The organism is Mesorhizobium sp. M0296, from assembly GCF_040321675.1.
In the GTDB taxonomy this organism is placed as follows: domain Bacteria; phylum Pseudomonadota; class Alphaproteobacteria; order Rhizobiales; family Rhizobiaceae; genus Mesorhizobium.
Window position 1 is genome coordinate 1 of record NZ_JAMYRZ010000052.1, and the last position, 13,393, is coordinate 13,393.

Below are 13,393 nucleotides of genomic sequence, written 5' to 3' on the forward strand. Positions count from 1 at the left end.
GCAAGGACAATGCCCCCGCCAACACGGCCCTTCTCAATCGCCTCGCCAGAAACATCCTTCAGGCCGCCGATGCTGCCAAAGTTCCCATCAGCCATCGCATCAAGAAATGCGCCTGGAACGACGACTATCTCATCAATGCCATCACTCATATGCGATAGCCCTGCCTTGAGGGGGGAGATCACGCTGTCCCTACTGCGCCGACGGCTCCTCGGCGTCGCCCTCGTCGGCGAAGGGCGAGGCGCTCGGCACGCACTGCACCGACCAGCCGGCCGGCGTCGGTTGCTTCTGGTATTCGGTTATGGCGAAGGCGCACTGTTCGCGGGTGTCGAATGTGCTGGGCAGCACGACCATGCCGCCTTGCGGGCCGGCGATCACCAGATACCAGACTAACGCTACGCTCGGTGCCGCCATGAGTATTTCCTCGCTCTGCTTGTTTTGGGAGTCGCACGATCCTAGCAACTCCGGCCCGGCGGCGAAAGCTGGGCCAAAGCGCGGCGTTAAGCCACGGCATCACAGCCACGTGACGTCGGGTCGTTTTGGTTCAGTTCACCGCAAAACAATAGAACAGGCCGTCGCCGCCGGTGCCATTCAGCGCTTCCTGGCTGCAGCCACCGCGTGACGCATGCGAGGAATTCCACGATTTGGCGGCTGCCGAATCATCGAGGCCGGTACGATCGTGATGACCCATCATCGCCACACCTTCTGCTCCGCTCAGCGTCCAGTCGCCGCAGGTCTGGTCGGCTATTTTCGTGCCGTCCGGCTTGGAGCCGGTCAACACGTCGTGCCGGTTGGGCGTGTCGCCGCGGCCGTTGACCATTTGGCCCTTTTCGTCGAGTGCCGTCTGTTTGGTGATGGCGTTGGCATCGCTATGCAGGGAAGCGACATCATCGGCGATCTTGACGCCCTTGGCGTTGAACCACGGGCCTTTGCCGATACGGTCGCGTGCATCGGTATCGCTGGTCGAGAGATAGGCGCGCCATGTCTTGCCGGTAACGCCCGCGGCTTCGGCCAGTGAACTACAATGGACGTCGGCGCCGGCGAGACCGCCGAGATCGGCGCCTTTGCCGGAGCCGACGCTGGTGACGAAAAAGCTCATCGTTGCCTCCTGCGACGACGCGGCGCCGATCACTGCAAGCAGCGCGGCGGCAGTCAAGAGAAGCAGTCTCCGATATGGTCCTCCGTTTCTCGAATTGTGGCACCCGAACAACGTTGGTGCCGGTGCAATTCTTCCGGCAAAATGCGATGTGTGGCTACTCCGGCTGCCGGTAGGCGACAAAGCGATTGTGCTTGGCCTGGAAGATCAGCCCGGTCTCCTTGAGCGTAGGGCTGGCCAGCGGCACGATACGCTTGGCGATCTCCGAAGGGTGCGGCAGTGTTTCAGGATCCTCGCCGGGTACGGCCTGCGCCCGCATCGCGGTGCGCGTTGCCCCGGGATCGGCGGCATTGACCCTGAGCGGCAGGTTTTCGGTCTCATGCGCCCATGAACGCGTCATGGCCTCGACCGCCGCCTTCGACGCCGCATAAGGCGCCCAGAAGGCGCGTGCGGAGTGGGCAAGGCTGGAGCTCAGCACGATAGCACGGCCGGCATCGGAAAGCCTGAGCAGCGGGTCGACCGAGCGGATTAGCCGCCATGTTGCGGTGACGTTGATGGTCATCACCTTCTCGAAGGTCTTGGCCTCGACATGGCCGATCGGGGCGATGACGCCGAGCACAGCGGCGTTGGCGACCAGTATGTCGAGCTTGCCCCAGCGCTCGTGGATGGCGCCGCCCAGCCGGTCGATCCCCGCCATGTCGGCAAGATCGAGCGGTACCAGCGTCGCCTGTCCGCCACCTGCCTTGATCTGGTCGTCGAGTTCTTCCAACCCGCCGACGGTGCGAGCAACCGCAATCACATGCGCACCGGCCGCGGCAAGCTCCCTGGCGATGGAATAGCCGATGCCGCGCGAGGCGCCGGTGACGACCGCAACGCGGCCGGAGAGGTCAAGGGCAGAAATCATGAGGTCACTCTGAAGATCAAAGGTTACGGAGACCAGCTACTATCATAACCGGTCGGAAACCAGATTCCCCGACGCAGGTAATGGCCGATATTCGGCCTGACATGGTTCTGGTCCAGGGTGTCCAGATCGGGGATGATCTTGATCCTGTAGGCGGTTGGAAATTTTCCGCTGGCAAACAACCGTGTTTTGGCGAGATCTACCGCATCCGTTTCGTCTTCTGCGGTGATGCCGACGCCCATCGGAAAACCGTGGCGGCGTCCTGCTTCAAGATCCAGCCAGAACAGCTTCAGCATTGAAGCAGCGTCTGCTAAGACCCGCCCGCCGCCAGTAGCGACAGCGTGCGCACATTGTCGGAGCCTTCGAAGTCGGCAAGCCGGGTCGGATACTGGCCGGTGAAGCAGGCGTCGCAGAATTGCGGCTGCTCGTTGTCGCGGCCGGCCTCGCCGACGGCGCGGTAGAGCCCGTCGATCGACAGGAAGCCGAGCGAATCGACGCGGATGAACTCGGCCATCTCCTCCACCGACATGCGCGACGCCAGCAGCTTCGACTTTTCCGGTGTGTCGACGCCGTAAAAGCAGGAGGCGCGCGTCGGCGGCGAAGCGATGCGCATATGCACTTCCTTGGCGCCGGCATCGCGCACCATCTGGACGATCTTCTGGCTGGTGGTGCCGCGCACGATCGAATCGTCCACCAGCACCACGCGCTTACCTTCGATCATGCGGCGGTTGGCGTTGTGCTTGAGCTTGACACCCATGTGGCGGATCGAATCGCCGGGCTGGATGAAGGTGCGGCCAACATAGTGATTGCGGATGATGCCGAGCTCGAACGGAATGCCCGCGGCCTGCGAAAAGCCGATCGCCGCCGGCGTGCCCGAATCCGGCACCGGCACGACGATGTCGGCCTCGACCGGACTTTCCTGCGCCAGCTCGGCGCCGATGCGCTTGCGCACTTCATAGACGTTGCGGCCTTCGACCGACGAATCCGGCCGCGCGAAATAGACATATTCGAAGATGCAGAAGCGGGTCTTCTGCGGCTCGAACGGGAACAGGCTTTCGATGCCCTTGCTGGTGACGACGACCATTTCGCCGGGCTTCAGGTCGCGCACGAAACGCGCACCGATAATATCGAGCGCGCAGGTCTCGGAGGCGAGAATCCAGGCGCCGTCGAGATCGCCGAGCACCAGCGGGCGGATGCCGAGCGGGTCGCGGCACCCGATCATCTTCTTGGACGTCATCGCCACCAGCGAGAAGGCGCCTTCGACTTGGCGCACCGCATCGATGAAGCGCGAATTCAGGTCGCGCTCCTTGCTGGTGGCAACCAGGTGCAGGAGCGTTTCGGTATCGGAGGTGGAAGAGAAGATGGCGCCTTGCTTCTGCAGGGCGCGCTGAACGGTCATGGCGTTGGTGAGATTGCCGTTATGGGCGACGGCAAAGCCGCCATCGGCAAGTTCGGCGAAGAAAGGCTGGATATTGCGCAGACCGGCGCCGCCGGTGGTAGCATAGCGTGTGTGGCCGATGGCACGGTTGCCTTGCAGGCTGTCGATGACACGCTGCTTAGTAAAGGTGTCGCCGATCAGGCCGACATGGCGTTCGACATGGAATTGGGTGCCGTCATAGGAAACGATGCCGGCCGCTTCCTGGCCTCGATGCTGCAACGCATGCAGACCGAGCGTTACGATGGCTGCGGCGTCCTGCCGGCCGAAAATGCCGAACACGCCGCACTCGTCGTGGAAATGGTCGTCGGCTTCGGCGGAAAGCACGTCGTCTGCGTCTGCCACTGAGGCTGCCATTGGGGCTCAAGCTCCGCTAAAGTCGCCATATAAGGTCATAGCGCATCGAAAGCAACGCACGTCGTGCGGCGTTCACATGATCGACAGTCTTGAGCCTCGCAAGTCTGTCGAAATCAGTTTGCCGGCGCCGGGTTTGCAGGTGCCGGCGTCGCGGGCGCATTGTCGGCCGGCGGCGCATCGCTGTCGTCGGGTGCCGGAGCAGTGGCGTCGTCGCCGGCGGCAGGGGCTTCCGCTGCAGGCGCGTCGGGGGCCAGAGGCGTCTCGGTGGCCGGCTGATTCGGATTGAGCTTGTTGAGGATGGCGTTTTCCGGATCCTCGGGCAGCAGGCTTTCGAGCTTGGCGCCGATCGATTCGAGCAACGGCTTTGACTTGGCATTGGCAATCCAGCCTGGAGCCTTGGCGCCGGCCAGCCAATTGAAGAAAAGCAGCGCGACAGCGACGACCAGGATGCCGCGCGCCGCGCCATAGAGGAAGCCAAGTGTACGATCGAGCGCGCCGATCCTGGAATCAATGATCCAGTCGGCGAGCTTCATGGTGATGACCGAAACGACGATCAGCGCGACAATGAAGACGATACCGGCGGCCGCCGCCATGGCGGCCTTTTCGTTGTCGACATAGGGCTGAATGTAAGGCAGCACCGGCTTGTAGAAGAAGAAGGCGGCGGCCGCGGCGGCTGCCCAGGAGATGATCGACAGGATCTCGCGCGAAAAGCCGCGAACCATAGCGAGCATCGCCGAGACCAGGGTGAAGCCGACGAGAATTCCGTCAAGCAGCGTAATCGGCATGTTTTTCGCCCCACTCCGATCTCTTTTTCACGGCCCGACGAGCCGCATCACTCTTGCTCGTCGGCGCGGCTGCGCCGAGAGCCGGCTATGCGCGCCACGAGATCGGCAAGCTCGGTGGGCTGGAAAGCGCCGGCTCCGATCCCCCCGACCCCATTGCCGCCAACAAGTTCCTCGCTGCCCAAGGGCAGAACCGCGCGTCCGAAACCCAGCTTTTCGGCTTCCTTGAGGCGCTGCTGCGCATGCGCAACCGGCCTCACCGCACCCGAAAGGCTGATTTCGCCGAAATAGACGCAATCGGCGGGAAGGGCAAGACCGGTGAGCGAGGAAACCAGTGCCGCCGCCACTGCCAGGTCGGCCGCCGGCTCCGAAATGCGGTAGCCGCCGGCAACGTTGAGATAGACGTCGTGCGTGCCGAAGCGGACGCCGCAATGGGCTTCCAGAACCGCCAGGATCATCGACAGCCGGGCACCGTCCCAGCCGACGACGGCGCGGCGCGGTGTGCCCAGCGTCGATGGCGCCACCAGCGCCTGGATCTCGACCAGCACCGGCCGTGTGCCTTCCATGCCGGCGAAAACCGCGGCACCCGGCGACTTCGCATGGCGCTCACCGAGGAAAAGCTCGGACGGGTTGGCGACTTCCCGCAAGCCCTTGTCCGACATTTCGAAGACGCCGATCTCATCGGTTGGCCCGAAGCGATTCTTGACCGTGCGCAGGATGCGGTAGTGGTGGCCGCCTTCGCCCTCGAAATAGAGCACCGCGTCGACCATGTGCTCGACGACGCGCGGTCCGGCGATCTGGCCCTCCTTGGTGACGTGGCCGACCAGAACGATCGCCGCCCCTGTGGATTTTGCGTAGCGGATCATCGCCTGGGCGGCGGCACGCACCTGGGTCACCGTGCCGGGCGCCGAATCGGCCATATCGGTCCACAGCGTCTGGATCGAATCGAGAATGACCAGATCCGGCCGCTTGCCATCGGCGATGGTGGCGAGGATGTCCTCGACATTGGTTTCGGCGGCGAGCTCGACCGGGGTGTCGGCGACGCCGAGCCGCTGGGCGCGCAGCCTGATCTGCGCGACCGCCTCTTCGCCCGAGACATAGACGATGCGGTGGCCCTTTGCCGCCAGCGCGGCCGCGGCCTGGGTGAGCAGCGTCGACTTGCCGATGCCGGGATCGCCGCCGACCAGCAGCGCCGAGCCGCGCACGAAGCCGCCGCCGGTGGCGCGGTCGAGTTCGCCGATGCCGGAGACGATGCGCGGCGCGTCCTCGATGTCGCCGGAGAGGCTGGTCAGCACCACCGCGCGGCCCTTGCGTGCATTGCGCGTATTGGCCGGGCCGGAACCTATGCCGCCTGACGTGCCTTCCTCGACCAGCGTGTTCCACTCGCCGCAGGCATCGCATTTGCCGGCCCAGCGCTGATGCACCGAACCGCAATTCTGGCAGATGAACTGGATACGGGATTTGGCCATCAGTTTATTGGTTCCAAGAGGTATTTGGAACGATCCCAGTAAATCGGCAAAGCATTTTCGACTGTATCGAAATGAGTGCGGCGCTGGCCGTTGCTCTGAGCCCAATTGTCGTATGCCGACCAACATGCATAGATGAACAAATTTACCGCCAAATCATTGTCTCGCCTGACTGCTTCATGCAGCGTTTCGAACAATCGCCTGAGCGCTAACGAGAGGCGGCGGTCCTGAAGCCGATGCATGAGAAGGAATGCACACCCGATCGCAGCGACAGACGTACTCTGCCGAGAGTCCCCTGACCAAAGTGCCAAAAGGCCCAGAAGATTATCGATGTCGCGAGTCGTTCCCAGCTTCCAAATCCGATAGAGGCCGGTCACTGCCGCGCTTCGCGAATAGTCTTCGACATGCTTGGCAAGGAATTTCCTCACCAATTCAACGTTCTCGGGCGTCGGTTCGCTTGAGTAGCAGAACACCAGCAAACCGGCGTGCGATTCCGTGCGAGAAATTGACCCGGCAGATCTCAAATATTCAGTGAGTTGCGCGCGTTCATCCTCGGAGATGTCATACTCTTCGAATTTTATCCTTTGGTAGATATCGCTAAAGTCCAATCGGCTGCTCCGCGACAATGCCTACTCGAACCGATCCGGCAAATGATGCTCTTCCGCAAGGTCCGAGAAGCGGGTGAATTCGCCCTGGAAGGCGAGGCTGACCGATCCCGTTGGGCCGTGGCGCTGTTTGGCGACGATGACCTCGGCCTTACCGCGCATCTCGTTCATCTCGTGTTCCCATTTGATGTATTCGTCGGTGCCCGGCTTCGGCTCGCGGTTCTTCAGATAATATTCCTCGCGGTAGACGAACAGCACCACGTCGGCGTCCTGCTCGATGGAGCCCGATTCGCGCAGATCCGAAAGCTGCGGGCGCTTGTCGTCGCGGCTCTCGACCTGGCGCGACAGCTGCGACAGCGCGATGATCGGCACCGCCAGCTCCTTGGCTAGTGCCTTGAGGCCGGTGGTGATCTCGGTGATTTCCTGGACGCGGTTTTGCGAGGATTTCGCGCTCGATCCCTGCATCAGCTGGATATAGTCGATAACGATGACGTCGAGGCCGCGCTGGCGCTTCAGGCGACGCGCGCGGGCCGACAGCTGAGCGATGGAAATGCCGCCGGTCTGGTCGATGAACAGCGGGATTTTCTGCATTGTCTGCGAGCAGGCGACCAGCTTTTCGAAATCCATCTCGCTGATCTCGCCGCGCCGGATTTTCGACGACGGGATTTCCGTCTGTTCGGAAATAATGCGGGTGGCCAGCTGTTCGGATGACATTTCGAGCGAAAAGAAGCCGACGACGCCGCCATTGGCCGCCTTGAACGAGCCGTCCGCCTGCTGCGCCGGGACATAGGCCTCGGCGATGTTGAAGGCGATATTGGTGGCGAGCGAGGTCTTGCCCATGCCGGGGCGGCCGGCAATGATGATCAGGTCGGACGACTGCAGGCCGCCCATGCGGCGGTCGAGATCGCGCAAGCCGCTAGCAACGCCCGACAAATGCCCGTCGCGCATATAAGCCGCATTGGCCATGTCGACGGCGGTCTTGACGGCATCGGTGAAGCTCTCGAAGCCGCCATCGTAGCGGCCGGTTTCGGCCAATTCGAACAGGCGCCGCTCGGCATCCTCGATCTGGTCGGAAGGCGACATGTCGACCGGCGCGTCATAGGCGATGTTCACCATGTCCTCGCCGACAGTGATTAGCGCGCGCCGCGTCGCCAGATCGTAGATGGCGCGGCCATAGTCGGTGGCGTTGACGACGGTGACGGCCTCGACCGCCAACCGCACGACATATTGCGCCACCGTCATGTCGCCGACCTTCTCGTCGGCCGGCAGGAAGGTCTTCAGCGTGATCGGCGTCGCGATCTTGCCCATGCGGATGAGCTCGGCCGCGACCTCGAAGATCTTTCTATGCAGCGGCTCGTAGAAATGGCCGGGCTTCAGGAAGTCGGAGACGCGGTAGAAGGCATCGTTGTTGACCAGTATGGCGCCGAGCAGCGCCTGCTCGGCCTCGATATTGTTCGGCGCCTCGCGATAGAGCGGTGTTTCCGCCACGCCGAATTTTCGTGCTGCCTCTGCCATGATGTCCCCGGTCCTGATCCCCGTCTCTCGATATCAGAACGAGACAAGTCGGTGATGACTTATCTGCATCAGTCCCCAACCAACCAACTTTGATGCCCGCGATTCACAGCCAGGATCTTTCGGTGGAAAGAATCTCGATTGACTCGAATCAAGATGGCGAGCCTAGCCGTTCTCAGGCGAGAACAAAACAGGAAAATAGCTGCCGGTCATTCCGGCAAGGCATCACCCCAATCCAGTCGCCGCGCGGCCTTGAACGTCTCGCCGTCGCGCTTGGTGAACAGTCGCTCGGCAGCACTCCCATCCTGTTGGCAAAGCTTCAGCAAGACCTTGCCGGAGCCCGATTTCGGCGGTGCGATCACCCGCGCCCGGGACGGAGCGGCCGGATGGCGGGATGCGGCGACAAAGATGAATTTCTCGTCCTCCCACGGCACCTCGGCATCCTTGGCCAGCCGGTGCAGGCGCGAGCGGGCGACGCGACGGGCGAAATGGCACCAGTCGGGAGCGACGAGCGGGCAGGGCGCCTCATGCGGACATGGCGCGAGCACATGCGCGCCCGCCTCGATCAGCTGTCGGCGCACGGCAAGGATGCGCTGCCAGCCGGCCGGCGTGCCTGGCTCTACGACCAGCAGCGTGTCGGCGGTCAGCTGCCAGAGCCGGTCGACGAGTTTTGCCAGCGATGCCGGCGCGATCTCGTCCAGCACATAGGCTGAGGTCACCAGCTCGGCCGGCTCCAGCTCGGCCAGGTCGATAGTGACATCGCCGGTCCGCCAGGCGGTCCTGGCAGTGACCGCCTCGGCGGCAAGCGCCTCGCCGACGCGTCGCACCGCGGCACCGGCCTCGAGCAGCACCGCCTGTTCGAGATCGGGCCAGAGATCGATTGTGGCCCAAAGCACCGTACCAGGGCCGGCGCCGACATCGAGCAGGGTTTTTGGGAAAAAATCCGGCCGTGCCTCGCTGACCGCATCGAGGCTGGCGCGGATGGCGGCATAGGTCGCCGGCAGCCGCGTTGCCAGATAGGCCTTCACCGCCATGTCTTCGGCCATGTGCAGGCGACCGTCGCGCAACTCTGCGCGGTAGCGGTCCGACAGCGTCTTTGCCGCTTGCTTAAGCATCGGCAACGGCACCTGTTCGAGAAGGCGGTCGACGCCTTGTCTAAGCGGGACGGGCAGTTCCATCGCTTAGGCAGTCCGAGGTGCGAGCAGAATGACCGAGGCGCCAACGATGCAGATCGCGGCACCGGCAAGATCCCAGCGGTCGGGGTGCACGCCTTCCGCCAGCCACAACCAGGCCAGCGAGGCGGCAATGTAGATGCCGCCATAGGCGGCATAGGCCCGGCCCGCCGCGCTGGTGTCGACCAGCGCCAGCAGCCACGCGAATAGCACGAGCGAGACGAGACCGGGCGCCAACCACAGCGGCGACTTGTCCAGCCGCCACCACGCCCAGAGCGAAAAGCAGCCGGCGATCTCGGCAAGTGCGGCGGCGACGTAGAGGAGGTAGGTCATGAAAAAAGGTCCCGCGTTGACAGGACCCTTTTCAGCGTGCCGGCCGGCAATGGCAAGCGGCAATGGCGTGATGCGGCAGTCTACTCCGGATCCGCCACCTTGCGGCGGCGAGTGGGCTTGGCCACCGGAGCTTTTTCGCGACGTCCAAGATCGCGCATCTCCAGCGCCTTCTCGCAACTGGCCATGTAGTCGCGCGTCATCGGCAGCGTGTCGTTCTTCTTGGCAATCTGGATCTGGAAGATCACCAGATCCTGCCAGCGGAAGGCAGCTTCCGAGGCGGCAAGATAGAACTCCCACATGCGGCAGAAGCGCTCGTCATAAATCGCCTTGGCCTTGTCGCGGTTGGCGGCGAAGCGCTCGCCCCAATGCTTCAGCGTCTCCGCATAATGCAGCCGCAGAACCTCGATATCGGTGACGACGAGCCCCGATTTTTCGATGGCCGGCATCACTTCGGATAGCGACGGGATGTAGCCGCCCGGGAAGATGTACTTGCGGATGAAGGCGCTGGTTGCCCACGGCACGCCGGAGCGGCCGATCGTGTGCAGCAGCATGACGCCGTCCGGCTTCAGCAGCGTCGCCGACTTGTCGAAGAAGGTGCGGAAATGATTGACCCCGACATGCTCGAACATGCCGACGGAGACGATGCGGTCGAAACGCTCATTGAGCTCGCGATAGTCCTTGATGTCGAAATGCACCCGGTTTTGCAGGCCTTGCGCATGGGCGCGGTCGGTGGCGACGCCGTGCTGCTCGGTCGACAGCGTCACGCCTTGCACGTCGACGTCGAACGCCTTGGCTAGATAGAGCCCAAGCCCACCCCAGCCGGAGCCGATATCAAGAACCGTCTGGCCGGCCTTCAGCCTGAGCTTGGCGGCAATGTGGCGCTTCTTGGCTGATTGTGCCTCGTCGAGCGTCATATCCGGCTGCTCGAAATAGGCGCAGGAATACTGCATGTCCTCATCGAGGAAGAGGCGGTAGAGGTCGCCCGACAGATCGTAATGGCGCTGCACGTTGCGGCGCGCCCGCGACGCCGTGTTGATCTGCTGCAGGCGCCGGAAGGCGTGGCGCAGACCTTCGATCGCCTTCGACCAGGTGGCATCGATACCGCCGCTGCCCATGTTCTGGAAGGCAATTCGCATCACCCCCAGCACGCCGCCCTCGAGAATGTCGAGTTCACCGTCCATGTAGGCTTCCGGCACCGCCAGCATCGGATCGAAGGTTATTGCGCGCTCGGCATGCCTTGTCTTGATGTGCATGTGCACCGGCTCGCCGCTGCCGTCACCGAAAGTCACCATCGAGCCTTGCGGCCCTGTCACCTTGAGATTGCCTATGCGGACCAGGCGGTCGAGAACGCGTTTCAGCAGAATATTCATGACCAATTGTCCCCTCTCGGCCAGACATGCTGTCCTATTCTGCATCAAGATATAGGGGTTCGAAAAGTTCCATTTGGCATAAAAATGCCCGGGTACGAGGCCCGGGCATTGGTCCAGAATAGCGATTAGCCGGCGAATGCCGACGAATCACGATCAGCCGTTGTCTTCGCCGCCTTCGAACTCGGCATTCGGATCGAAGAAGTTTTCCGGCCGCGCATTATCGTTGATGTCCTCGCCGTAGATGGCTTCGGCGGTGGTCAGTGTTTCGCCCTTGGCCTGGCGCTCGGCTTCGTCGGCCGTGCGGGCAATGTTGAGCGTGATGGTAACCTCGACTTCCGGGTGCAGTGCGATCGCCACATTGGTGACGCCGATGGTCTTGATTGGCTGGTTGAGCAGGATCTGGTTGCGGTTGACCGAAAAACCTTCCGCCGTCACCAGCTCGGCGATGTCGCGCGTCGAGACCGAACCATAAAGCTGACCGGTTTCGCCGGCCGAGCGCACGGCGATGAAGCTCTTGCCGTCGAGCTTTTCTGCAATCTGCGCGGCTTCGGACTTGCGCTCCAGGTTGCGGGCTTCGAGCTGGGCCCGCTGTCCCTCGAACTTCTTCTTGTTAGCTTCGTTGGCGCGCAGCGCCTTGCCTTGCGGCAGCAGGAAATTGCGGGCGAACCCGTCCTTGACCTTGACGGTATCGCCCATCTGGCCGAGGCGGGAAACGCGTTCGAGAAGAATGACTTCCATGGTTTTGTTCCTTCACTTGGGCGCTATCCTCAGGATCGGCGCCGAGTTGTCTGGAACAGGTCAGGAAGCTGGGGCGTCGCCGCCTGTGTCGCTGTCCTGCCTGTCGCGGCAGTTAGGATCTCTTGTCGAAATCCAACCCGGGATTTTGATGGCAAACCCTGCGGCGCCCGTCGCCGTGGGAAAAGCGGGCGGCGAACCGCCCGCGTAGATTTTAGCGGACCACGTAGGGCAGCAGGCCGAGGAAGCGGGCGCGCTTGATCGCCTTGGCGAGTTCGCGCTGCTTCTTCTGGCTGACGGCGGTGATACGCGATGGCACGATCTTGCCGCGCTCGGAGATGTAGCGCTGCAGAAGCCGCACGTCCTTGTAGTCGATCTTCGGCGCGTTGGCGCCGGAGAACGGGCAAGTCTTGCGGCGACGGTGGAAGGGGCGCCGGGTTGGGATCTGGTTGATGTCGACCATTATTCTGCGGCTCCTTCAAAGCCTTCGCGCGGACGGCGCGGGCCACGATCGGCACCGCCATCGCCGAAGCTGCGCGGCGGACGATCACCACGGTCACCGCGATCGCGGTCGCCGAATGAGCGCGGGCCACGATCGCCACGGTCGCGGTCGCCGAAGCCGCCGCGTTCCGAGCGCTCTTCGCGCTTCTGCATCATTGCCGACGGACCTTCCTCATGCGCATCGACCTTGATGGTCAGGAAACGCAGCACGTCCTCGGACAGGCCCATCTGGCGCTCCATTTCATTGAGCGCGGCCGGCGGGCAGGTGATGTCCATGAGTGTATAGTATGCCTTCCGGTTCTTGTTGACCCGGTAGGTGAGGGACTTCAGTCCCCAGTTCTCGACCCGGCCGACGGACCCGCCATTCGCGGTGATGACGCCCTTGTACTGTTCGACAAGCGCATCGACCTGCTGCTGCGAGAGATCCTGCCGGGCAAGAAACACATGTTCGTATAGAGCCATAGTGTTCGTGCCTTTCTTCGTTTCTCTCCCGGTTCCCGGCGGCAAAAGCCTCTGCAACTTCTCTGACCCGCAATCCTTGCGAAGGCGGGGAAGAAAGGAGCATGACGAGACGGTCGAGAGCGGAGACACGGGAGGCGGAAGCGCTTCTGGCTTCACGCGAAGGTTTCGAAAAACCTCCGGCCCTCCGTTCAGCCCCCAGCAAGGACCGGCAGATTGCGGGCGTCTATACAGGAATTTGACCGCAAAGCAAGGCCAAACGCATGGGCAAACGGCCCTACCGTCCCAGAGCGCCACGGGCCTCGATGGCAAGGCTTACGGATTTCCTGAAACCGGACCTTAACCACCATGCGAAGTTCCAGCACCGGCGGGCGTGGCGGCAACCCGTCGTTCATCATGCCGATGCAAAAGCAAACAGTCTGCGCGAGGTCGGCAGCAAGGCGGTTTTGGGGACAAAAATGCTTTTCGACAAATTCTGCCGTTCGAAGAGCGGCAACTTTGCCCTGATGCTGGCGTTCGGGCTGCCTGCGGTTCTGACCGCCGTCGCCTTTGCCGTGGACGTGTCCACCTTGATGAGGGCCAAGGTCAGCTTGCAGAACGCGCTCGATGCCGCGAACCTTGCATCTTCGCATCTCGGCGACATCGAGGCTTCGCGCAAGGACGTCTTCGACC

15 protein-coding genes and 1 pseudogene are annotated in these 13,393 nt (G+C 62.7%); 1 reads left to right on the plus strand and 15 read right to left on the minus strand.

What is annotated here, in order from left to right; translation table 11 throughout:
• Window positions 1-189: 189 nt before the first annotated feature.
• The 15 genes from NKI97_RS31335 to rpsF form a co-directional block, all read right to left on the minus strand.
• Window positions 190-411 (minus strand): hypothetical protein, encoded by a 222-nt coding sequence (locus NKI97_RS31335; protein WP_254820234.1) that lies wholly within the window; start codon window positions 409-411, stop codon window positions 190-192.
• A 130-nt stretch (window positions 412-541) separates the two neighbouring features.
• Complete coding sequence (locus NKI97_RS31340; protein WP_352453237.1) at window positions 542-1,162, minus strand: hypothetical protein; 621 nt, start codon at window positions 1,160-1,162, stop codon at window positions 542-544.
• 88 nt (window positions 1,163-1,250) lie between these two features.
• A complete protein-coding gene (locus NKI97_RS31345; RefSeq protein ID WP_352453214.1) occupies window positions 1,251-1,997 on the minus strand; it encodes an SDR family NAD(P)-dependent oxidoreductase in 747 nt (248 codons plus the stop codon).
• Between the two features lie 23 nt (window positions 1,998-2,020).
• On the minus strand, window positions 2,021-2,290 hold the full coding sequence (locus tag NKI97_RS31350; RefSeq protein ID WP_352453215.1) for a hypothetical protein: 270 nt from the start codon (window positions 2,288-2,290) through the stop codon (window positions 2,021-2,023).
• 14 nt (window positions 2,291-2,304) lie between these two features.
• Window positions 2,305-3,774, minus strand: a complete 1,470-nt coding sequence (purF, locus tag NKI97_RS31355) for an amidophosphoribosyltransferase (protein WP_023677717.1) — start codon at window positions 3,772-3,774, stop codon at window positions 2,305-2,307.
• A 125-nt stretch (window positions 3,775-3,899) separates the two neighbouring features.
• On the minus strand, window positions 3,900-4,571 hold the full coding sequence (locus NKI97_RS31360; RefSeq protein WP_023677716.1) for a CvpA family protein: 672 nt from the start codon (window positions 4,569-4,571) through the stop codon (window positions 3,900-3,902).
• A gap of 47 nt (window positions 4,572-4,618) precedes the next feature.
• Window positions 4,619-6,037 carry a DNA repair protein RadA gene (gene radA / locus NKI97_RS31365; protein ID WP_352453216.1) on the minus strand — a complete coding sequence of 473 codons (1,419 nt, stop codon included), beginning with the start codon at window positions 6,035-6,037 and terminating at the stop codon, window positions 4,619-4,621.
• Entirely contained in the window at window positions 6,037-6,642 is a 606-nt protein-coding gene (locus NKI97_RS31370; RefSeq protein ID WP_352453217.1) for a hypothetical protein, read from the minus strand. The genes radA and NKI97_RS31370 overlap by 1 nt, the downstream gene beginning before the upstream one ends.
• Window positions 6,643-6,663: 21 nt before the next feature.
• The gene (locus NKI97_RS31375; protein ID WP_352838191.1) at window positions 6,664-8,154 is read right to left on the minus strand and encodes a replicative DNA helicase; all 1,491 of its coding nucleotides are present in this window, start codon (window positions 8,152-8,154) and stop codon (window positions 6,664-6,666) included.
• A 206-nt stretch (window positions 8,155-8,360) separates the two neighbouring features.
• Window positions 8,361-9,329 (minus strand): small ribosomal subunit Rsm22 family protein, encoded by a 969-nt coding sequence (locus NKI97_RS31380; protein ID WP_352838193.1) that lies wholly within the window; start codon window positions 9,327-9,329, stop codon window positions 8,361-8,363.
• A gap of 3 nt (window positions 9,330-9,332) precedes the next feature.
• A complete protein-coding gene (locus tag NKI97_RS31385) occupies window positions 9,333-9,656 on the minus strand; it encodes a YnfA family protein (RefSeq protein ID WP_352569674.1) in 324 nt (107 codons plus the stop codon).
• A gap of 80 nt (window positions 9,657-9,736) precedes the next feature.
• Window positions 9,737-11,026, minus strand: a complete 1,290-nt coding sequence (locus tag NKI97_RS31390; RefSeq protein ID WP_352453220.1) for a cyclopropane fatty acid synthase — start codon at window positions 11,024-11,026, stop codon at window positions 9,737-9,739.
• Window positions 11,027-11,179: 153 nt separating this feature from the next.
• Window positions 11,180-11,764: a 50S ribosomal protein L9 gene (gene rplI, locus NKI97_RS31395; RefSeq protein WP_254820243.1), complete on the minus strand. Its 585-nt coding sequence runs from the start codon at window positions 11,762-11,764 to the stop codon at window positions 11,180-11,182.
• Between the two features lie 211 nt (window positions 11,765-11,975).
• Window positions 11,976-12,224 (minus strand): 30S ribosomal protein S18, encoded by a 249-nt coding sequence (gene rpsR / locus NKI97_RS31400; RefSeq protein WP_006203718.1) that lies wholly within the window; start codon window positions 12,222-12,224, stop codon window positions 11,976-11,978.
• Window positions 12,224-12,724 carry a 30S ribosomal protein S6 gene (gene rpsF / locus NKI97_RS31405; protein WP_292663863.1) on the minus strand — a complete coding sequence of 167 codons (501 nt, stop codon included), beginning with the start codon at window positions 12,722-12,724 and terminating at the stop codon, window positions 12,224-12,226. Before rpsF ends, rpsR begins: the two co-directional genes overlap by 1 nt.
• A gap of 503 nt (window positions 12,725-13,227) precedes the next feature.
• On the opposite strand from rpsF, the pseudogene NKI97_RS31410 reads away from it, so the two are divergent.
• Window positions 13,228-13,284 (plus strand): annotated as a pseudogene (locus tag NKI97_RS31410) (hypothetical protein); the annotation flags it as partial.
• Window positions 13,285-13,393 lie beyond the last annotated feature (109 nt).